Below are 20,625 nucleotides of genomic sequence, written 5' to 3' on the forward strand. Positions count from 1 at the left end.
ACGTTGTTCTTCATGGTCTGGCGGTCCATCGACTGCACACCGAAGGCCATCTGCGGCTGGTGGTCGATGATGATCAGCTGGCTGTTGCGCGGGGTCAGGACTTGCAGCTTGGCGTTGTTGGCGTTCGACATGGTGGTTTCTCCGGTAAATAAAGGTTGTTTCGTTCAGTTTTATTGCTTTTCGCTGTTCGCCGTTGCTTTGTTGTGGCGCTGCGATGGGATGAACTATACGGGGCGATAAGTGCCGAAAAGCCGCCAAAGTCTCACGCAGTTATTCAAATTTTTTGAAATTAGATTTTTCCACGCCGCCGCGCTACCCCCTGGGCATGTCTACCCCACTTCCCGGGGCTCAAAGTCCGGCCATACGGGACGTTATCGACACATGTCTTTCCCTCATCCGATAAAAAAAGAAGAAACCATGGGTCGTCGTTATCTCGCCGGGCTGCTGCTGGCCGTTACCGCCCTCGCGGGTTGCGCAGTGGTGCAGAAGCCGATTCCGGCCACCAGCGCACTGTTCGAGAACAAGGAGAAGACCGTCGCGGTCGCCCTCGAGAAGCTGCCCGAGCCGAACCAGGTCATGCTGGGCGCGCAGGGCATCCTGGACTACGCCATCAACCGGGCCAACGCCAAGGCCATCGTCGACCGCCTGCAGAAGCAGGATTTCTCGAAGGTGAGCGGGCTGCCCAAGGAATTCGCCCAGGGCCTGGAATCGCGCCAGATCAAGGTTGTGATGATCGAGGAGCCGATCGATACGGAGTCCCTCGGCAAGTTTACGGAGGGCTCGGGCGATGGCGTGGCACTGCGCGACTACCGCCCGCTGGCCCGGAAGTACAAGGCGGACAAGCTGCTGCTGGTGAGCGCCGCCTCGCTGGGCACGGTCCGCAGCTACTACGGCTTCCTGCCGCTGACCCCGCCGACGGCCCTTATCTCCCTGACCGGGCAGCTGGTGGATCTCTCGACCAACAAGCTCGAATGGTATGAAAAGGTCGAGAACCGCAACGCCGCCAAGGGCGACTGGGATCAGGCGCCGGAATACGAAAACCTGATGGGCGCCGTGGACGAAGGCACCCGCGCGGCCACGTCGCAGCTGCGCGGCGCGTTCTTCGTGGACCAGCCCGCCCCGGCAGCACCGAAGGTAGCGGGCACGCCGGCGGGCGGATCGGCACAGTAATCCCTCGGGGCAGCGTCACGACTGGGGGCGCGGCCATCGCGCTTTTGCACGGTAAACTCCACCCGGGGCCTTTCTTGACACCGCGCCGGAGCTTCCGATGGTTCGCCTGCTGATGCTGCTACTAGGAGTCGATTACCTGCGTACCCGATGGAAGGGGCTGGCCTGGGCCGGCGCGGTCAGCATGGTGGTGGGCACCGTGCTGTTCGTCGATGCGCTGGACGGCAAGCTCGATTTTCCGATCGAGCCCTTCGCCTGGCTGCTCCTGATCGAAGGGCTGGCCACGCTGACCGTGGCCTCGACCGGCATGGGCGGGCAGCGGACGCTGCGCTACGTCAAGGGCGCCGCCTTCAGTGTGGCAGCGATCCTCGTGCTGGCCGGGCATCACCATGGCCACATGATCCTGTCGTTGATCTTTGGCACGCTGTTTCTTGCCGACGGCCTGCTGCAGGTGGCTTCGGCGCATGTCGTGCGCTTTCGCACCTGGCGCCTGGCAATGGCCGGCGGCCTGCTCGAAATCGCGATTGCCATCTTCTTCATCCAACCCTATCCCACTCACTACGTTGGCACGGTGCCCTACTGCGTGGGGCTCGGGTTGATCTTCGGCGGCTGGAACATGTTGCTGCTGGCGTCGCGCGTACGGCGGCTGTCCGCCGGTCCTGGCCTGCGGGACGACCCAGCGGTCATGGCGGCCGGGGCTGACCGACAGCGCCTCACGACATGGCGCGGCCCGCCTGCCGCAGACGAGCGCGCGTTGATCGTTCACGTGTGGACACCGGTGGGCTCCGCAAAGGCCAAGGCGCAGCGCCAGCCGATCATCGATCGCTACATCGCCGCCGTGGACCGCGACGGCGTCATATCCACGGGCCACGCCGCGCTGGAGGCGCCGGAGGGGATCTATATCAGCCTCTATCCGGCCGTCGAGATCGACCGTTCGCCAGACGATTTTGCCCGCCTGCTGCGCGCCACGCGCGAGAACGACGTGCCAGGATTGTTCCAGCCGGACTATCCGACCGAATCAAGCGCCTGGTGTCCGTCCACGGTGCAGGTGCGCATTCGCAACTATGATGCCGACCGCCTGCGAAGCTTCTGGCACGACTATCGCCAGAACACTACCTACAACCTGACGCACCGCAACTGCTCGAGCACCGTGGCGCACGCGCTAGACGCCGCGCTCGAGGGCGCCGCCGCGCGCGTCTGGGCGCGTCTCGATGGCTGGTGGCCGCTGTTGCGGCTGCTTCTGACGCCGGAGCTGTGGGTAGCCGCTCATCTGCGCAAGCGCGCCTCCACCATGGCGTGGACGCCTGGCCTGACGCTCGACTACGCCCGGGCCATGAGCATGCTGGCCGATCCGCGCCCCTTCGCGTGGGCGACGGTGCTGGGTGGGCTGACGGCGCGACGATCCGGGCGCCAGTCGCGCTAGGTCGCCGCTCAATGCCCCGCCCCCCGGCCCCGGCGCCGCTCGCTGCCTCGCTGCCTCGCTGTCTCACGGCAGCGAGGCAGCGAGCGGGCGCGATGGTCGCTGGCGCAGCGTTACCACTTCAAACGGACGCCGAGCTTGGCGCCAATCGCATTGCTGTCGCCAAAGTCCTGCACGCTGGTGCGCGCCAGCAGTTCGCCGTAGACGGTATAGCGATCGTCATCCCAGCTCAGCGACGCACCCACGCCAAGCCCGGCCCACAACGCCTGTTCCTTGCTGACCACGCTGATGTCGGCGACACGCGCCGACGTGCCGTGCAGGAAGTCGTAGTACAGGTTGGTGATGCCGTACACGTGCGAGCGGCGGGTCTTGCCGTTGCCGGCCGTCCACTTGGTCTCGTGATCAAGCGATACGCCCAGGCGCGAAACCAGGCTATTGCCGTTGTCACGCGAAACATTGGCGCCGTACGGGTCCGTGAACGCATCGAAGCGAACCTGCGACCACGCAAGCTGGGCCTGCGGCGTGATCGACCAGTCGCCGCCCAGCGCAAGCTGGTGGCCGGCTTCCACGCTGGTAGCCACGCCGCTGCCGCGGTTGCCGTTGGCCAGCTTGGTCGACAGCGTCGACGAGCGGAGGTCGGTGTCGTACCAGGTGACGGTAGCGCGGGCATCGACGTACGCGCCATTGTTGCCGTACCACGTCGCCGTGCCGCCAAAGCCGTAGCCGGTGGCATCGATCGAACCGTTGCCGAACATCGACGAGACATTGGAGTTGGCAATGCCGTAGTGGAAGGTCGGGCCCACCACCAGCGTGCCGGCCTGGTTTTCGACGACCGGCGCATCCACGCCGCCCTCGAACTTCCACATGCGCACGTTGTAGCTGGCACTGGTGGTGCTGGTGGACGGATCGATATGGGTGTTCGAGCCTTCCATGCGTGCCCAGGCACCGCGGCCGATGATCGGCTTGCCCGCATCCTGCTCGGCCTGCACGGCGGCGTTGGGCGACCATGAGCGATTGCCGACGCGCTGCTGGAGCGTGCCCAGCTCGTTGAAGCGCTGCAGCACGCTGGAATAGGCCTCGTACAGCGGCACGGTCGGTGCCAGCAGCGGCGTGGCAGCCGTGGCCGAGGTGCTGCCGGCAGGCGTTTCGGCCAGCGTGGAACGCAGGTACCAGTCGCCATCGGTCGGTGTCGACACACCATTCTTGACCAGGCGGTACGCGTACGGGCCGGCCACCACGGCCTGCTGGCCCTGGAAGGTGTAGTCGCCGGCCAGCGTGAAGGTAGCGTTCGACGCGCCCTGGACGTCGATGATCTTGATCCCGTCGACCGTGGCGGCGCCGGCTCCACCGACGTTTGCCGCCCGGATCTGGCTTGTGCCCGAGGTATCGCCGGTCACCACAAGGCGCCCGGTGGCCGAAGCATCGCCGCCGAACACGGTGTTCACGCGCACGGTGCCACCGTTGCCGATGTAGTTGCCGGCGATGGTCAGCACGCCCGAGCCACCGGGGGTCACCGTGCCGCTGTTCGTGACATTGCCGAAGATCGTGCCGGCGCCGGACAGCGTGCCCGCGGCGTTCACGGTCACCGGGCTCGTGATCGAGCCATCGACGGCCAGCGTGCCGAGGTTGATGGCGGTGGCGCCCGTATAGGTGTTTGCGCCGGTCAGCACCGTGGTGCCGGTGCCGTTCTGCGTCACCCCGCCGGCGCCCGAGACGATGCCGCCGTAGGTATAGCTATCCGAGCGATTGAACGCCAGCGTGGCGCCGCTGTTGACCAAGACATTGCCGGCCAGGCTGCCGCTGGTGCCGCCATTGCCGATCTGCAGCGTGCCCTGGTCGACCGTCCACGGCGCGGTGACCGAGCCCGTGCCCGTCAGCGCCCAGGTGCTGGTGCCAGTCTTCACGAAGGTGTCGAAGTAGCGGTACTGCCCGGCGACGCCAATGGTCGAGACATCGAACACGCTGTCCGTGTTGCCGCCGAGGCGGAAGGTGTCGTTGGCCACCGTGGCGTTGGCGACGACGTTGCCGACGATGTTGGAGCCGGCCTGCAGTTCGAGCACAGCCCTGCCAGTGCCGCCCGAGGCGAATTCGATGGCATTCGCGTAACCGGTACCCGCGCGGATCGTGCCCGCGTTGACGACCGTCAGCGTTCCGGTGGTGCTATTGACAACGATAGCCGCCGCGCCCGCACCGGCTTCGATCAGCCCCGTGTTAGTGACGGTAGGCGTACCCGCCGCCACGCGTATGCCGACGCCACCGGCCCCGCCACCACTCAGGTCGGCGCCCCCGCGAATAATGCCCGCGTTGACCACGCCGCCCGTGACGGTCGCAGTCAGGTTCACGGCGGTGCCGGCCTGGCCACCCGAGGCATCGCCCCCCGTGATGGTGCCAGTGGCCGCGTTGACCAATTTGGCATTGGTCGAGAGCGATACGCCTGCCGTACCGTTGGCCGAATTCGTTCCGCTGCCGCCCTTGACCGAACCGTTGTTGACGACGGATGCGTTGGGCAGTACCGAGATGGCTGCCCCGCTCTCGCTGCCCGCCACCGTCGTGTTGCCGCCGGTCACGGTGCCATTGACGATGGCCTGGCCGCCTCCGCTGATCAGCATGGCCGTGCCGCCCGCCGTGTCCGGGGCAACCGTATAGGTGCCGTTCAACGTCAGCGGTCCCGCCGCGGATGTCGCATAGTTCCCCAGCGCGCCGGTCTTCGTCAGCACAAAACCATTGGTATCGAGGGTGATAGGCTTGGTAGGCGTGCCGATTGACCAGGCGCCCCCTGGCATTGTCACGTCAGCGCTCAGGCGAATGGTGGCAGTGGCATCGCCGTCCGCATTGGCGGCCGCAATGGCCGACTGCAGCTCGGCGAAACTGGAAGCAAAATATTCGCCGGCCGACGCAGCCATCGGAAACAGCAGCGCAACAGCCAGAGTGATAGAGGACGCTTGCGGCGCGCGCACGCCGGCCCGCGGCATTCCACGACAAAAATTGGAGTTCATTGACTACCCCGTTCAAATTGTATTGTTATTGGCACAAAGTGATGCGGGGCGCATCTTAGATCACGGCGGGATGCTTTTCAGCATTGACCGCAAATGTATGTAGCGTGTCCACCACGCTGCACAAGGCCACCCTGGCGAAGCCGCCATAAAAAAACCCCGCATCGCGCGGGGTTTTTCTTTATCAGAACGGCTGACAGAAGATCAGAACGGAATATCGTCATCCATATCTTCAAACCCGTTCGACGGGCTTTGCTGCGGCCGGCGCTGGCCACCGCCCTGCGCGCCGCCACCCTGGGCGCCGCCCTGGGCACGGCCGCCGCCGTAGCCACCACCGCCACCGCCGGCGCCGCCCTGGGCTTCGCGGCTGTAGCCGCCGCCACCGCCACCGAAGCTGCCTTCCTCACCGCCGCCCGACGCGCGGCCGCCCAGCATCTGCATCTGGTCTGCGACGATTTCGGTGCTGTACTTGTCCTGGCCGGACTGGTCCTGCCACTTGCGTGTGCGGATGCGGCCCTCGATATAGACCGACGAGCCCTTCTTCAGGTACTGGCCGGCAATCTCGGCCAGCTTGCCGAAGAAGGCGATGCGGTGCCACTCGGTGGCTTCCTTGAAATCGCCAGACTGCTTGTCCTTGTAGCGATCGGTCGTCGCCAGGCGGATGTTCGTCACGGCGTCGCCGCTGGGCATGTAGCGGGTTTCCGGGTCGGCGCCCAGGTTACCGACGAGAATGACTTTGTTGACCGATGCCATGTAAATGTTCTCCAAGAACCGCGCCCCGCTTCCCTGCGGCGGCACGGCATGACTGATTTGCTTGTGGGTCGTCCGTCACAGGACGTAAACGACAACACGGTAAACGACATCACGCGCCCCCGGATATCCGGTCGGGCGCGTGTAGATGCTAACCCCGTTAAGACGAAAAAGCGTTTCGGACTGCTACGGATATGACAACAAGTGTGTCTAACCCGCCACTCCCGACGCACCCTCCTGCCCGCGGGCCGGTGGCGCCTTCATGCTCCACGCGATTATAAGCCAGAGCACCAGCACGGCCGCGCAGCCGAGGAATACCGCGCTGCGGCCTTCGTGCTTGAGCAGCCAGCCGCCCACCACGCCGCCCAGGAACAGGCCCATCGCCTGGGTGGTGTTGTAAACCCCCAGCGCCGCGCCGCGCCCGGCCGCCGCGTAGCGCGACACCAGCGACGGCTGCATGGCTTCCAGCACGTTGAATGCCACAAAGAACAACAGCAGTACACCCACTATCGGCCACAGACCCTGTACTGCCGCGAACAGCAGCTGCACCACGGTCATCAGCGCCACCGAGGCCAGCAGCACCGGGCGCACCCGGCCATAGCGCTCGGCGGCCATCATCGGCCCCAGCATCAGGACGAAGGAGACCAGCACCACGGGCAGGTAGACCTTCCAGTGCTGGTCCAGCGGCATGCCGGCATCGGCCAGCATGGCCGGCACGACCATGAACATCGCCACCTGGCTGGCGTGCAGCGCCAGCACGCCCACGTTCATGCGGATCAGGTCCGGGTTCAGCAGCACCTGCCGGAACGGCATGCGCACCGGGTGCGGCGGCGGCGGGGCCGGCACCAGGAACAGTGTCACGCCGATGGCCAGCACGCCCAGCACTGCCATCAGCCAGAAGATGCCGGACATGCCGATGCTCTTCAGCAACGGCGAGGCAATCACCAGGGACAGCGCGAAGGTCAGCCCGATGCTGCCGCCGACCATCGCCATGGCCTTGGTGCGATGGCGCTCGCGCGTCAGGTCGGCAATGCAGGCCGTGATGGCCGCCGAGATGGCGCCCATGCCCTGCATCGCCCGGCCGATGGTAATGCCGGCCAGGGTGTCCGAGAAGGCCGCGACCAGCGCGCCGGCCACGAACAGCAGCAGCCCAGCCACCATCACCGGCTTGCGCCCGATGCGGTCGGACAACCAGCCCAGCGGAATGTGGAGGAAGGCCTGCATCAGGCCGTAGATGCCCATGGCCAGGCCGATGCGCTGGGCGTCGTGCCCGTCGGGCAGGCCGCGCGCGTACTCGGCGAACACCGGCAGGATCAGGAACAGGCCCAGCATGCGCAGCGCGAAGATGCTCGCCAGCGAGAGACTGGCACGCAACTCGCTTTTCGTCATGCGGTCGCGCACGGGCGCCGTCTGGGCGGCCGGGTCGGCGAGATTGGCGGGCTGGGGAGAAGAAGGAATCGACGGCATTGCGCTCGTGAATGGAATTCTGGCTCGGTCGATGCGAAGCACCCGGATGGCGGGCCATGTGGCACCCGTCCGCATGCCGGATGGCCAACGGGCAACCCGGGAAACCGAAGTTCGGTATATTAGCAGGTTTGCTTCCCCGCGCTTTCCGGGTCACGCGGCGGCCGAACGGCCCCCTGGCGCCCCGGTCTGGGCGGCGCTTCGGGCGTTGTGCAAGGCACTTTGAACATTCCGTGAGACCGACCTGTCCGCCCCGGCGGCAGCGGCGGCCTGGCTGGGCAACTAATCGGTATATGGAAGAAATCAAGATCCGTGGGGCGCGTACCCACAACCTGAAGAACATCAACCTCGACCTGCCGCGCAACAAGCTCATCGTGATCACGGGGCTGTCGGGGTCCGGCAAGTCGTCGCTGGCGTTCGACACGCTCTATGCCGAGGGCCAGCGCCGCTACGTCGAATCGCTGTCCGCCTACGCCCGCCAGTTCCTGCAGTTGATGGAGAAGCCCGATGTCGACCTGATCGAGGGCCTCTCCCCGGCCATCTCGATCGAGCAGAAGGCCACCAGCCACAACCCGCGCTCCACCGTGGGCACGGTCACCGAGATCCACGACTACCTGCGCCTGCTGTTCGCCCGCGCCGGCACGCCCTATTGCCCGGACCACCACATCGCGCTCCAGGCGCAGAGCGTCTCCCAGATGGTGGATGCCGCGCTGGCCCTGCCCGAGGACACCAAGCTGATGATCCTGGCGCCCGTGGTGGCGGACCGCAAGGGGGAACATTCGGACTTGTTCGATACGATGCAGGCCCAGGGCTTCGTGCGCTTCCGCGTGCGCTCGGGCGGCGGCACGGCCCATGAGGCCGAGGCCAAGGTCTACGACATCGACTCGCTGCCCAAGCTCAAGAAGACCGAGAAACACAGCATCGAGGTGGTGGTGGACCGCGTGAAGGTGCGCGCCGACCTCAAGCAGCGCCTGGCCGAATCGTTCGAAACCGCGCTGCGGCTGGCCGACGGCCGCGCCATCGCGCTGGAGATGGATACCGGGCATGAGCACGTGTTCAGCTCGCGCTTTGCCTGCCCGATCTGCTCGTATTCCCTCCAGGAACTGGAGCCGCGGCTGTTCTCGTTCAACAACCCGATGGGCGCCTGCCAGAGCTGCGACGGGCTGGGCCAGATCACCTTCTTCGATCCGAAGCGCGTGGTGGCCTTCCCCAACCTCTCGCTGGCCTCGGGCGCCATCAAGGGCTGGGACCGCCGCAACCAGTTCTACTTCCAGATGCTGCAAAGCCTGGCGGCGTTCTACGACTTCGACACCGACACCGCGTTCGAGGACCTGCCCGCCAACGTCCAGCAGGTGGTGCTGCACGGCTCGGGCGAAGCGGAGATCCCGTTCACGTATATCAACGAGAAAGGCCGCACCACGGTGCGCGCCCACGTGTTCGAGGGGATCATCCCGAACCTGGAGCGCCGCTACCGCGAGACCGATTCGGCGGCGGTGCGCGAGGAACTCGCCAAGTACCAGAACAACCAGCCCTGCCCGGCCTGCGAGGGGACCCGGCTGCGCACCGAGGCGCGCCACGTGAAGGTGGGCGAAGACGATCAGGCGCGGGCCATCTACGAGGTCAACGGCTGGCCGCTGCGCGACGCGCTGACGTGGTTCCTGACCCTGAACCTGCACGGCGCCAAGCGCGAGATCGCCGACAAGATCGTCAAGGAAATCACCGCGCGGCTGAACTTCCTGAACAACGTGGGGCTGGACTACCTGTCGCTGGAGCGCAGCGCCGACACGCTATCGGGCGGCGAGGCCCAGCGTATCCGGCTGGCCTCCCAGATCGGCTCCGGGCTGACCGGCGTGATGTATGTGCTCGATGAGCCATCCATCGGCCTGCACCAGCGCGACAACGACCGCCTGATCGGCACGCTCAAGCATCTGCGCGACATCGGCAACTCGGTGCTGGTGGTGGAGCACGACGAGGACATGATCCGCGCCTGCGACTACGTGGTGGACATCGGCCCCGGCGCCGGCGTGCACGGTGGGATGATCGTGGCCGAGGGCACGCCGCCGCAGATCGAGGCGGCGCCGGGCTCCCTGACGGGCCAGTACCTGTCCGGCAAGCGCCGTATCGAGGTGCCCAAGACGCGCGCCGCCCCGGACGAGGAACGGCTGCTGCGCATCGTCAACGCCACCGGCAACAACCTCCGCAACGTGACCGCCGAGATTCCGGTGGGGCTGCTGACCTGCATCACCGGGGTGTCCGGCTCGGGCAAGTCCACGCTGATCAACGATACGCTGTACCACGCCGTGGCGCGCCACCTGTACGGCAGCACGGCCGAGCCGGCGGCGCACGACCATATCGAGGGGCTGGAGCACTTCGACAAGGTCATCAACGTCGACCAGAGCCCGATCGGCCGCACGCCGCGCTCGAACCCCGCCACGTACACCGGCCTGTTCACGCCGATCCGCGAGCTGTTCGCGGGCGTGCCGTCGGCCAAGGAGCGCGGCTACGACCCGGGCCGGTTCTCGTTCAATGTGAAGGGAGGCCGCTGCGAGTCCTGCCAGGGCGACGGTGTGATCAAGGTGGAGATGCACTTCCTGCCCGACGTCTACGTGCCGTGCGATGTCTGCCACGGCCAGCGCTACAACCGCGAGACGCTGGAAGTTCTCTACAAGGGCAAGAGCATTTCCGAGGTGCTGGACCTGACCGTGGAGCAGGCCTACGAATTCTTCAGCGCCGTGCCGGTGGTGCGGCGCAAGCTGCAGACGCTGCTCGATGTGGGGCTTGGCTATATCCGGCTGGGGCAGTCGGCCACCACGCTGTCCGGCGGGGAGGCGCAGCGGGTGAAGCTGTCGCTGGAACTGTCCAAGCGCGACACCGGCCGCACGCTCTACATCCTCGACGAGCCGACCACGGGCCTGCACTTCCATGACATCGAGCTGCTGCTCAAGGTCATCCACAAGCTGCGCGACCAGGGCAACACGGTGGTGATCATCGAACACAACCTCGACGTCATCAAGACCGCCGACTGGCTGCTCGACATGGGCCCGGAAGGTGGCGCCGGCGGCGGGCAGGTGATCGCCAAGGGCACGCCCGAGACCGTGGCCAAGAGCCGCGCCAGTTTCACCGGCAAGTACCTCGCCCCGCTGCTGAAGCGGGGCTAGTCAGGCGCTTGTCAGGGGGCCCCGGGGGCTCAATAGTTCAACGTCAGGTTGAACATCGCCACGCGCGGGTTGCCCACCGGGAGCACGTTGTTGTTGAGGCCGCCCGCGTAGTAGGCCTTGTCGAACACGTTCTTGACGTTGAACGCCGCGCGCCAGTGATTGGCGATGTAGCCAACGCCAAGGTCCGCCACCGCGTAGCCGGGCACGGTATAGCTGAAGCTGTAGCCGCGCTTGGCGCTCTCCCCGCGCATGCCCGCCCCCACGTACCAGCCGGCCAGCGCGCCGCGGAAGCGGTACTGGCTCCAGACCGAGAAGCTGTGGCGCGGCACGGCGTTGAGCGGCTGGCCGACGTTGGCTGCCGTGGTGTCCTCGGTCACCTCGCTCGCGATATAGGCATACGCGCCGGACAGGCTCAGGCCGTTGCCGAAGTCCTGCGTCACCTCCAGTTCCACCCCGCGCGAGCGCTGCTGGCCAACCGCCACGCTGAAGCCGGTGTTCACCGGATCCGAGCTGAGCACGTTGTTGCGCGTCAGCTCGAACAGCGCCAGCGTCACCAGCCCGGCCTGGCCCGGTGTATCGAACTTCACCCCTGCTTCCACCTGCCGGCCGCGCTCGGGCTCGAATGTCGCGCCGTTCACGTCGGTGCCGGCGTTCGGCAGGAACGAGGTGGCATAGCTGACGTAGGGGCGCGCCCACGGCGTCAGTTCGTACATGACCGCCGCGCTGCCGGTGAGCGCGTGGTTGTCGTTGTCGGTACGGGCGGCGGCAACGCGGTCCGTGGTGCTGGTGCGCGCGGTTTCGTAGCGCACGCCGCCGGTCACGATCCAGCGCTGGGCCACGCGGACCTGATCGCGCAGATAGAAGCCGAGCGCGTTCAGCGTGTCGGTGGCATCGGTGCCGTAGCTCGCCGGGCAGTTGATCGCCGCGCCATAGACCGGGTTGTAGACGTTCAGCGCCGCTACCCGGCAGGTCTTCTGCAGACGGTCTTCCCGGGTGCGGCGGTAGTCGATGCCGAAGGTGAGCTGGTGTTCGTGCCCGGTGAACCGGAACGTGCGCTGCGCGTTGGTGTCCACGCCGAAGGCATCGCCCGAGAAGTCCTGCTGCGTGGCGCCGCGGTTCAGCAACTGGCTGTTGACCGCCATCGTCCCGGCCGTGACGAGCGTGCCGGTCAGCGAGGAAGTCTGGTAGCGCAGGTTCTGGTTCACGGTCCAGCCGGAATCGAAGCGGTGTGTCAGCGCGTAGCCGATGCGGTTCTGCTCGCCGTCATACGGCTGCGCGCCGGGCTCGCCGATAAAGCGCGAGTTCGGCACCACCCCATTACGGTTGCTGACCAGCGTGCCGTTTACCGGCAGGCCCTGCTGGCGGACGTAGTGGCGCTCGTTGTGGCTGGCCAGGATCGTGAAGTCGGTGCGGGCGCCGAAGTCCAACGTCAGCGATGGCGCGATCCAGCGGTTGCGGTACCAGACGGAGTCAGTTGGGTCGTCGCTGTCCATCGCCAGCGCGTTGAGGCGGAACGCGGCCTTGCTGTCCTTCGCCAGCGGCGTGCCCACGTCGGCGGTCACCTGGCGGAAGCCGAAGTTGCCCACGGTCAGGCCGAGTTCGCCGAACAGTTCCGGGCGTGGGCGCTTGCTGACGATATTGACCAGCCCGCCCGGCTGCACGGCACCGAACAGCACCGAGGCCGGCCCCTTGAGCACTTCCACGCGCTCCGCGCCGAACAGCTCCTGCGCAACGCGGTTGTTGCTGTCGACGAGCAGGCCATCGGCAAAAATCGATTCCGAGGCGCGCTGGCCACGGATCACGAAGTCGTCCCAGCCGCGCCGGCCGTAGACGTTGGTCACCACGCCGGCGGAGTTCTGAAGCGCATCGGAGAGGTTCTGCGCCTGCTGGCTGTCGAGCAGGTCGCGCGTGATGACGGTGATCGACTGCGCGGCATCGGCAGCCGATTCGCCGGACTTGGTCACCCCGGCGGGGCGCCGCGTGGCAAAACCGACATCCACGGCGCCGTCACCGGCCGCGCTGACTGTGACGGAGGGCAACTCGGTCACCGGCTCGGCGGCATGGGCCGCTGGGAGTGGGAGGGAAAGGAAGGCGGCGGCGGGAACCGCGAAGACCACGAACGGAACAACGGAGCGGCGGGAAGACATCACGACCTAAGCAAATGCAGCGGAAGTGACGCATATTAAATGCGAATCGTTCGCGTTTGTAGATTTCCGTGAAATTGTTCCCTAATTGCTACATTGAATCGTCAACGCCCTACCGCGCCTGGGCCTCCGGCACGCCCGTCACACCGGCAGGCGGGTCTTCCTTCATCCGACTGCGATTCATCAGCCCGGCCTGTTCCAGCACCGGGTAGGCGGTGGCGCAGAACAGCGAGTTGAGCCGCTTCATTTCGCTGATGACGTCCAGATGGAGCGAACTGGTCTCGATGCTCTCCGTCGTCTGCACCGCCACGCGCTGCAAGTGGGTCCGCGCATACTTTCGCTCGAGTTCGCGGAAGTTGGCCTTCTCGCCCATCAGTTGCTGGGCGCTGCGGATATCCCCGTTCAGGAATACCGACAACCCCAGGCGCAGGTTCGCCACCAGCCGGCCGTGCATCTCGGTGATCTCCTGCATGCCTGCCTCGGAAAACGCCAGGTTATGGGCGATCTTCTTTTCCTTGGCATCCAGGATCACGCGTTCGATCAGGTCGCCTGCATGCTCGAGGTTGATGGTCAGCGAGATGATTTCCGTCCAGCGCTGGCCGTCGTGCTCGTCCAGCGCCTCGGTGCTGATCTGGGTCAGGTACAGCTTGATGGCCGTGTAGAGGTCGTCCACCTCGTTGTCGATGCGGCAGGTGGCGGTGGCCAGCTTGGCGTCGTTGGTGCGCAGCACGCGCAGCATGTTGTCCAGCATCTGCTCGATACGGTCGCCGATGCGCAGCACCTCGCGCGCGGCATTGGACAGCGCCAGCGTGGGCGTGGGCAGCGCGGCGGGGTCGAGGTGGCGCGGCGTGACCTGGCTGTCGCCGGTGTTGCGGCCCGGCAGGATGGCCTCGCAGATCCGCGCCAGCGGCGCCGTGGCGCCCAGCAGCAGCACGGCCAGCGCCACGTTGAACAGCAGGTGGAAATTGACGATGAGCCGCTGCGGGTCCGTGCTGACCAGCGCCAGCAGTTCCTCGGCCTGGTTCAGCAGCGGCAGCGCGATCACGCACCCGAGCAGCCGCGACAGCAGGTTACCCAGCGTCACGCGCTTGCCCGGCTGGTTGTTGCCCGAAGTGGTCAGCAGCGCCGAGATCCCGGAGCCCAGGTTGGCGCCAAGCACCAGCGCCAGCGCCACATGGATCGACACCACGCCCGCCGACGCCAGCGCGCCGCAGAACAGCACCACGGCCAGGCTCGAATAGCAGAGGATGGTCAGGAATGCGCCAATCAGCATGTCGAGCGCGGCATCGCCGGTCAGCGTGCTGAACAGCACCTTCACGCCGGCGGCCTGCACCACGGGGCGCGTGGCGATCGAGATCAGCTCCAGCGCGAGCGTGATCAGCCCAAGCCCGATCAGCACCCGGCCCACATGCCCGGGGCGGCTGCCCTTCCAGCTCAGGTGGAGGATCACGCCGACAAAGATCAGCAGCGGCGAGAGCCACGACAGGTCCATCGAGAACACCTGCACCATCAGCGCCGTGCCGACGTTGGCGCCGAGCATGATGGCGAGCGCCGGCGCCACGGCGATCAGGCCCTGGCCCACGAACGAACTGACGATGACGGCGGTGGCGTTGCTGCTCTGCACAAGCCCGGTCACGCCGAGCCCGGCCGCGAAGGCCGTGAAGCGGTTCGACACGCTGACCGACAGCACATGGCGCAGATTGGCGCCATACACGCGCAGGATGCCGACCTTGACGATGTTGGTGCCCCAGACCAGGAGCGCCACGCCAGATAGAAGATGGAGAAGTACGCCCATTGCGCGTCCTTATTCCTTCGTGACCGGTGCCGATGTCAGATATCGAGGCTCCGCCCGGTCATCATGTTGTTGTCAAGGGGGCATTATGCGCCGCGCCCCCGTACCCGGCAATGGAGGGCAAGGGACGGCAATGGACGCGAATGGCGGGAAAAACAACGGCGGGCGCGGGGGCGGGGCTCAGTGGCCCTCGAAATTGCAGACCGTGAACAGCGGCAGGCCGCTCTTGTGCAGCAGCTTCGAGCCGCCGAGTTCGGGCAGGTCAACGATCGCGGCGCCCTCCACCACCGTCGCGCCCAGGCGCTCCAGCAGCTTGCGGCCGGCCATCATGGTGCCGCCGGTGGCGATCAGGTCATCGATCAGCAGCACGCGGTCACCGGGCTTGCAGGCATCCGCGTGGATCTCCACGGTGGCGCTGCCGTACTCGAGTTCGTACTCCTCGGCCACGGTCTGGAACGGCAGCTTGCCCTTCTTGCGGATCGGCACGAAGCCCAGGTTCAGCTCGTACGCGATGATCGAGCCAAGGATGAAGCCGCGCGCGTCGATGCCGGCCACGAGGTCCAGCTGCTGGTCCATGTAGCGGTGCACGAACACGTCGATCAGCACGCGCAGGGTCTTGGGGTTCTGCAGCAGCGGGGTGATGTCGCGGAACATCACGCCGGGCTGGGGCCAGTCCGGTACGGTGCGAATGCGGTCACGCAGGTAACCGGTGACATCGCCGAGATCGGGGGACTGGATGAGGGAATCTGCCATGGGGATTTGCGTCGAAATGGAAATCGCGTGCCGCCTGCGGTAACGGGCTACCACCCGCCCCGCGCAAGGCCGCCGCACAATGGCCCGGCCGGCCTGGACCGGCTCCGGACACCCGTAACCATACAGGAGACTGCAATGGCCAAGAAAATTCTGATGCTGGTTGGCGACTTCGCCGAAGACTACGAAACCATGGTGCCCTTCCAGGCACTTCAGATGGTGGGCCACGTGGTCCACGCCGTCTGCCCGGACAAGAAGGCCGGCGACCACTGCGCCACGGCCATCCACGACTTCGAGGGCGACCAGACCTACACCGAGAAGCGCGGCCACAATTTCACGCTGAACGCGACGTTTGCCGATGTCGACCCGGCTGCCTATGACGCAATCGTCATTCCGGGCGGCCGTGCGCCCGAATACCTGCGCCTGAACGACCGCGTGCTGGAAATCGTGCGCCACTTCGCCACGGCGAACAAACCCATCGCGGCGGTCTGCCACGGCGCCCAGCTGCTGGCCGCGGCCGGCGTGCTCGAAGGCCGCACCTGCTCCGCCTACCCGGCCTGCGCGCCCGAGGTACGGCTGGCGGGCGGCAAATACGCCGATATTCCGGTCGATCAGGCCCATACCGACGGCAACCTCGTCACCGCGCCGGCGTGGCCGGCTCATCCGGCGTGGCTGGCCCAGTTCCTGACCGTGCTCGGGACCCGGATCACCCAGTAGTCACCCAGTCGACGTACAGTAGAGCCTTCCGAACGCGGCGCCCCCCCCGGCGCCGCCGTCGCAGGAGGCATGCCGATGTGCGAGATCTTCGTCCGGGCCAATCCGGATTCCTACCAGACCCAGTCCCGCTCGCTGCGGCTGCACGGCGTGGCCACCAGCATCCGCCTGGAAAACCTGTTCTGGGAAGTGCTGGAAGAACTGGCGCAGCGCGACGCGATGACGGTCAACCAGTTGCTGACCCGGCTCCATGACGAGCTGGCCGCGCATCGCGGCGAGGTCTCGCTGTCGGCCAATTTCGCGTCGTTCCTGCGCGTGTGCTGCTTGCGCTACCTGATGCTGCAGGGCGAGGGGCGGATTCCGGCCGATAGCCATGTGCCGATCCGCTCACTCGATGCCCGCGCAGTGCTGGACGGCCTGCCGCCGTCCTGGGGCGCCGAAGGCTCGCCCCTGCATTCCTGAGCCTCTCTATATATAGAGGCGCTCAGTCCTTCAGCAGCCGTTCCTCGGCAGACTCCAGCGCCTCCGGCGTACCGCGCAGCACCACGATATCGCCCGGTTCCAGCACGGTCTCTGGCTGCGGATCGAACGCGCGGATGCCGCGCCGGCGCACCGCCGTCACCTCCACCCCGATCCGCTCCAGCCCCAGCGCGCCCAGCCGGCGGCCCACGGCCGTGTGCTCGGCGCCGAGCGAGACCGAATGGAGCCGCACAGTGTCACGCTCGATCATGTCCTCCTCGTCGTCCCGGCCGTGGAAGTAGCCGCGCAGCAGGCTGTAGCGCGCGTCGCGGGCCTGCTGCACGCCACGCACCACCCTCCGCATCGGCACGCCCAGCAGCACCAGCGCGTGCGAGGCCAGCATCAGGCTGCCCTCGATGATCTCCGGCACCACCTCGGTGGCGCCGGCCTTCTGGAGCGTGTCCAGCTCGGAATCGTCCACGGTCCGCACGATCACGGGCAGCGCGGGCGCCAGCTCCTGCACGTGGTGCAGCACCCGCAGCGCCGACGGCGTGTTGGCGTAGGTCACAATCAGCGCGGCGGCGCGGTGGATACCGGCGGCGATCAGCGCCTCGCGGCGGCCGGCATCGCCATAGACCACGGTGTCGCCAGCCCCGGCGGCCTCGCGCACGCGGTCCGGGTCGAGGTCCAGCGCCACGTAGTTGATGCCCTCGCGCTCGAGCATATGCGCCAGGTTCTGCCCGCTCCGGCCAAATCCGCAGATGATCGCGTGCTTCTCGGTCTGCAGGCTCTGGGCGGCGATGCGGGTCATGTTGAGCGACTGCATCAGCCATTCGTTGGCGGCAAAACGCAGCACGATGGCGTCGCTGTACTGGATCAGGAACGGCGCCGCCAGCATCGACAGCAGCATCGAGGCCAGGATGACCTGGATCAGCACCGGATCCACCAGCCCCCCGATCCCGTCGATCTGGTTCAGCAGCACGAAGCCGAACTCGCCCGCCTGCGCCAGCCCCAGCCCGGTACGGATGGCCACGCCCTGCCGCGAGCCGAACAGCCGCGCCAGCACCGTGATCAGCACCAGCTTGAACAGGATCGGCACGAACAGCAGCCCCAGCACCAGCCAGATGTGCGCAATCACCACGCTGATGTTCAGCAGCATGCCGATGGTGACGAAGAACAGCCCCAGCAGCACGTCGCGGAACGGCTTGATGTCTTCCTCCACCTGGTGCCGGTAGGGCGTTTCCGAGATCAGCATGCCCGCCATGAACGCGCCGAGCGCCATCGACAAGCCCAGCCGCTCGGTCAGCGCGGCCATGCCGAGCGTGACCAGCAGCAGGTTCAGCATGAACAGTTCCTGCGAGCGCCGCGCCGCCACCACGTGGAACCAGCGGCTCATCAGCCGCTGCCCGACGAAGAAGATCAGGCCGAGGGCCACCACGATCTTGACCGTGGCCAAGCCCAGCGCCGCCGCCAGCTCCCCGGGGTCGCGCGAGAGCGCCGGGATGATGATCAGCAGCGGCACCACGGCCAGATCCTGGAACAGCAGCACACTGATGATGTTGCGGCCGTGCTCGGCCTCCAGCTCCATGCGCTCGGAAAGCATCTTGGAGACGATGGCCGTCGAGGACATGGCCAGCGCCCCGCCCAGCGCCACCGAGGCCTGCCAGGACAGGCCGGTCCACGCCGAGAGCGCCCAGCCGGCCGCCACCACGAACCCCATCGTCAGCACCACCTGGGAGCCGCCAAGCCCGAATACGAGCCGTTTCATCGAGCGGAGCTTGCCCAGGTTGAACTCGAGCCCGATCGAGAACATCAGGAAGACCACGCCGAATTCGGCCAGATACTTGGTCTGGGCGGAATCGCTGGCCAGCGCGAGCGCGTGGGGACCGATCAGGATGCCAACCGCCAGATAGCCCAGCATGGGTGGCAGTTGCAGCATGCGGAAGGCCACCACGCCGAAAACGGCGGCGGCCAGCAGCACGAGGGTCAGTTCCAGCGGAGAATGCATTCGGCGGGCTTCGGGGAAGACTTGGGGCTTGACCTGGAACGAGCCGGCCGGGCACGCGCGCCGTCCCGGCATCGGTGCCTCGCCGGGGAAACACGGCAAGCGGCGGTCGCCGGGACCCCGCGGCCAAAAAGCCGGGCCGGTCGCCATCGCATTCGTTGGTATACTTCGTCGCCATGATAGCCAATTTCGATGCGGAACGAGCACTTAAGCTCGCCCGCCACACCCTCAAGATCGAAGCCGACGCCGTTTCCGCGCTGGCTGACCGACTGACCCCCGCGTTTACCAAGGCGGTCCAGATGATCCTGGGCTGCACCGGACGCGTGGTCGTGTCCGGCATCGGCAAGTCCGGCCACATCGGCCGCAAAGTGGCGGCCACGCTGGCGTCCACGGGCACGCCGTCGTTCTTCGTGCACCCGGCCGAGGCCAGCCACGGCGACCTGGGCATGATCACGCGCGACGACGTGCTGATCGCGTTCTCCAATTCCGGCGAGACGGCCGAGCTGCTGTCGATCGTCCCGATCGTCAAGCGCATCGGCGCCGGGCTGATCTCGGTCACCGGGAACCCGGAATCGAACCTCGCCAAGCTGTCCGACGCCCATCTGGACGGCGCCGTGGCCCAGGAGGCCTGCCCGCTGAACCTGGCCCCGACAGCCAGCACCACGGCGGCGCTGGCGCTGGGCGACGCACTGGCCGTGGCCGTGCTGGACGCGCGCGGCTTTGGCGAGGAAGACTTCGCCCGCTCGCACCCGGGCGGCGCGCTGGGCCGCAAGCTGCTGACCCACGTGCGCGATGTCATGCGCACCGGCAACGGTGTCCCCGAGGTGCGTGAAAACACCCCGCTGGCCCAGGCACTGATGGAAATCACCCGCAAGGGCATGGCCATGACGGCCGTGGTGGACCCGGACGGCCGCGCCATCGGCGTGTTCACCGACGGCGACCTGCGCCGCCTGCTGGAAACCCCGCGCGACTGGCGCACCGTGCCCATCGGCGAAGTCATGCACCGCAACCCCCACGTGGTGAACCAGGACCACCTGGCCGTGGAAGCCGTGCAGATCATGGAAGCGAACCGCATCAACCAGCTGCTGGTGGTGGATGACAACGGCAAGCTCGTGGGCGCGCTCCACATCCATGACCTGACCCGCGCCAAGGTCATCTGAACGGGGCCGGCGATGCGGGACTTCTTCGGCAGGATCTCCGGTCTGGTCATGCGGCTGCTGCCGCTGCTGCTGATGGCGATGGTGGCCGGCAGCACGTTCTGGCTGGTGCAGATCAACTCGCCCCACGAGGACGAGGCCGCGCAGAACCGCGCCAAGCGCCATGAGGCGGACTACTACATGGACCGCTTCTCGGCCACGGAGCTGGACACCACCGGCGCCACCAAGATGCGCTTCACCGGCGTGAAGATGCTCCATTTCGAGGACGACCAGACCTACGAGGTGACCACGCCGGCCATGCGTGCCTACCAGCCGGACCGCCCCCCGGTCACGGTCAACGCGGACCGGGGCGTGATGAACGCCGAGGGCTCGGTGATCGACCTGTACGGCAATGCCTTCCTGGTGCGGCAGCCCGGCGTCGATGCGGCGAAGGACCCGCGCATGACCGCCGCGTCGCAATATTTCCAGTTGCTGGTCAATGACGACATCGTCAAGACCGATAAAGCGGTACAGCTCACGCGCGGGCCGTCGGTGATGACCGCCAACGGGCTGGTCTTCAACAATGTCACACGCGAAGTACAATTGCTCGGCAACGTACGCGGCACCATCGTCATGAATCCGCCGTCGGGGCAGGCCCGGACCACGCAGTAAG

15 protein-coding genes and 1 pseudogene are annotated in these 20,625 nt (G+C 66.6%); 8 read left to right on the plus strand and 8 right to left on the minus strand.

The window, feature by feature from the left end:
- Positions 1–131 (minus strand): annotated as a pseudogene (locus AB4120_RS01780) (hydrolase); the annotation flags it as partial.
- Between the two features lie 286 nt (positions 132–417).
- On the opposite strand from AB4120_RS01780, the gene AB4120_RS01785 reads away from it, so the two are divergent.
- Both AB4120_RS01785 and AB4120_RS01790 read left to right on the plus strand, forming a co-directional pair.
- Positions 418–1,170, plus strand: a complete 753-nt coding sequence (locus AB4120_RS01785; RefSeq protein ID WP_149136762.1) for a hypothetical protein — start codon at positions 418–420, stop codon at positions 1,168–1,170.
- A 97-nt stretch (positions 1,171–1,267) separates the two neighbouring features.
- Positions 1,268–2,590, plus strand: coding sequence for an HdeD family acid-resistance protein (locus tag AB4120_RS01790; RefSeq protein ID WP_149136763.1), 1,323 nt, complete (start codon positions 1,268–1,270; stop codon positions 2,588–2,590).
- A gap of 110 nt (positions 2,591–2,700) precedes the next feature.
- Here AB4120_RS01790 and AB4120_RS01795 read toward each other — a convergent pair whose 3' ends face one another.
- Positions 2,701–5,304, minus strand: a complete 2,604-nt coding sequence (locus AB4120_RS01795; RefSeq protein ID WP_441641796.1) for an autotransporter family protein — start codon at positions 5,302–5,304, stop codon at positions 2,701–2,703.
- A 37-nt stretch (positions 5,305–5,341) separates the two neighbouring features.
- On the opposite strand from AB4120_RS01795, the gene AB4120_RS01800 reads away from it, so the two are divergent.
- Positions 5,342–5,686 (plus strand): hypothetical protein, encoded by a 345-nt coding sequence (locus tag AB4120_RS01800; RefSeq protein WP_441641797.1) that lies wholly within the window; start codon positions 5,342–5,344, stop codon positions 5,684–5,686.
- A 98-nt stretch (positions 5,687–5,784) separates the two neighbouring features.
- Here the strand turns inward: AB4120_RS01800 and AB4120_RS01805 are convergent, their stop codons facing one another.
- Positions 5,785–6,333 (minus strand): single-stranded DNA-binding protein, encoded by a 549-nt coding sequence (locus AB4120_RS01805; protein ID WP_149136765.1) that lies wholly within the window; start codon positions 6,331–6,333, stop codon positions 5,785–5,787.
- A gap of 207 nt (positions 6,334–6,540) precedes the next feature.
- Positions 6,541–7,797: an MFS transporter gene (locus AB4120_RS01810; RefSeq protein WP_149136766.1), complete on the minus strand. Its 1,257-nt coding sequence runs from the start codon at positions 7,795–7,797 to the stop codon at positions 6,541–6,543.
- Positions 7,798–8,087: 290 nt separating this feature from the next.
- Here AB4120_RS01810 and uvrA point away from each other — a divergent pair, with 290 nt between their 5' ends.
- Positions 8,088–10,952 carry an excinuclease ABC subunit UvrA gene (gene uvrA / locus AB4120_RS01815; RefSeq protein ID WP_149136767.1) on the plus strand — a complete coding sequence of 955 codons (2,865 nt, stop codon included), beginning with the start codon at positions 8,088–8,090 and terminating at the stop codon, positions 10,950–10,952.
- A 29-nt stretch (positions 10,953–10,981) separates the two neighbouring features.
- Here uvrA and AB4120_RS01820 read toward each other — a convergent pair whose 3' ends face one another.
- The 3 genes from AB4120_RS01820 to AB4120_RS01830 all read right to left on the minus strand — a co-directional run bounded on the left by AB4120_RS01820 (position 10,982) and on the right by AB4120_RS01830 (position 15,641).
- Positions 10,982–13,099: a TonB-dependent siderophore receptor gene (locus AB4120_RS01820; RefSeq protein WP_149136768.1), complete on the minus strand. Its 2,118-nt coding sequence runs from the start codon at positions 13,097–13,099 to the stop codon at positions 10,982–10,984.
- Between the two features lie 109 nt (positions 13,100–13,208).
- A complete protein-coding gene (locus AB4120_RS01825) occupies positions 13,209–14,891 on the minus strand; it encodes a Na/Pi cotransporter family protein (RefSeq protein ID WP_149136769.1) in 1,683 nt (560 codons plus the stop codon).
- A 177-nt stretch (positions 14,892–15,068) separates the two neighbouring features.
- Entirely contained in the window at positions 15,069–15,641 is a 573-nt protein-coding gene (locus AB4120_RS01830) for an adenine phosphoribosyltransferase (RefSeq protein ID WP_149136770.1), read from the minus strand.
- A gap of 135 nt (positions 15,642–15,776) precedes the next feature.
- Between AB4120_RS01830 and AB4120_RS01835 the strand changes: the two genes are divergently transcribed.
- Together AB4120_RS01835 and AB4120_RS01840 are read left to right on the plus strand one after the other, a co-directional pair.
- Positions 15,777–16,355 (plus strand): DJ-1/PfpI family protein, encoded by a 579-nt coding sequence (locus AB4120_RS01835; protein ID WP_092291708.1) that lies wholly within the window; start codon positions 15,777–15,779, stop codon positions 16,353–16,355.
- A 75-nt stretch (positions 16,356–16,430) separates the two neighbouring features.
- A complete protein-coding gene (locus AB4120_RS01840; RefSeq protein ID WP_149136771.1) occupies positions 16,431–16,814 on the plus strand; it encodes a ribbon-helix-helix domain-containing protein in 384 nt (127 codons plus the stop codon).
- Between the two features lie 22 nt (positions 16,815–16,836).
- On the opposite strand, the gene AB4120_RS01845 is transcribed toward AB4120_RS01840, so the two are convergent.
- The gene (locus AB4120_RS01845; RefSeq protein WP_441641798.1) at positions 16,837–18,819 is read right to left on the minus strand and encodes a cation:proton antiporter domain-containing protein; all 1,983 of its coding nucleotides are present in this window, start codon (positions 18,817–18,819) and stop codon (positions 16,837–16,839) included.
- Between the two features lie 173 nt (positions 18,820–18,992).
- Here AB4120_RS01845 and AB4120_RS01850 point away from each other — a divergent pair, with 173 nt between their 5' ends.
- Positions 18,993–19,976 (plus strand): KpsF/GutQ family sugar-phosphate isomerase, encoded by a 984-nt coding sequence (locus AB4120_RS01850; protein ID WP_149136772.1) that lies wholly within the window; start codon positions 18,993–18,995, stop codon positions 19,974–19,976.
- 12 nt (positions 19,977–19,988) lie between these two features.
- Positions 19,989–20,624, plus strand: coding sequence for an LPS export ABC transporter periplasmic protein LptC (gene lptC / locus AB4120_RS01855; protein ID WP_149136773.1), 636 nt, complete (start codon positions 19,989–19,991; stop codon positions 20,622–20,624).
- Position 20,625: the final 1 nt, after the last annotated feature.

The sequence above is a fragment of the Cupriavidus sp. 2KB_3 genome, from assembly GCF_052115685.1.
GTDB classification, from domain to species: Bacteria; Pseudomonadota; Gammaproteobacteria; order Burkholderiales; family Burkholderiaceae; genus Cupriavidus; species Cupriavidus campinensis.

Bases quoted from the DNA above. Each gene is read 5' to 3' on its own strand.
- AB4120_RS01785 (WP_149136762.1), top strand. From the start codon at position 418: ATGGGTCGTCGTTATCTCGCCGGGCTGCTGCTGGCCGTTACCGCCCTC.
- AB4120_RS01790 (WP_149136763.1), top strand. From the start codon at position 1,268: ATGGTTCGCCTGCTGATGCTGCTACTAGGAGTCGATTACCTGCGTACC.
- AB4120_RS01805 (WP_149136765.1), bottom strand. From the start codon at position 6,333: ATGGCATCGGTCAACAAAGTCATTCTCGTCGGTAACCTGGGCGCCGAC.
- AB4120_RS01810 (WP_149136766.1), bottom strand. From the start codon at position 7,797: ATGCCGTCGATTCCTTCTTCTCCCCAGCCCGCCAATCTCGCCGACCCG.
- uvrA (WP_149136767.1), top strand. From the start codon at position 8,088: ATGGAAGAAATCAAGATCCGTGGGGCGCGTACCCACAACCTGAAGAAC.
- AB4120_RS01820 (WP_149136768.1), bottom strand. From the start codon at position 13,099: ATGTCTTCCCGCCGCTCCGTTGTTCCGTTCGTGGTCTTCGCGGTTCCC.
- AB4120_RS01825 (WP_149136769.1), bottom strand. From the start codon at position 14,891: ATGGGCGTACTTCTCCATCTTCTATCTGGCGTGGCGCTCCTGGTCTGG.
- AB4120_RS01830 (WP_149136770.1), bottom strand. From the start codon at position 15,641: ATGGCAGATTCCCTCATCCAGTCCCCCGATCTCGGCGATGTCACCGGT.
- AB4120_RS01835 (WP_092291708.1), top strand. From the start codon at position 15,777: ATGGCCAAGAAAATTCTGATGCTGGTTGGCGACTTCGCCGAAGACTAC.
- AB4120_RS01840 (WP_149136771.1), top strand. From the start codon at position 16,431: ATGTGCGAGATCTTCGTCCGGGCCAATCCGGATTCCTACCAGACCCAG.
- AB4120_RS01845 (WP_441641798.1), bottom strand. From the start codon at position 18,819: ATGCATTCTCCGCTGGAACTGACCCTCGTGCTGCTGGCCGCCGCCGTT.
- AB4120_RS01850 (WP_149136772.1), top strand. From the start codon at position 18,993: ATGATAGCCAATTTCGATGCGGAACGAGCACTTAAGCTCGCCCGCCAC.
- lptC (WP_149136773.1), top strand. From the start codon at position 19,989: ATGCGGGACTTCTTCGGCAGGATCTCCGGTCTGGTCATGCGGCTGCTG.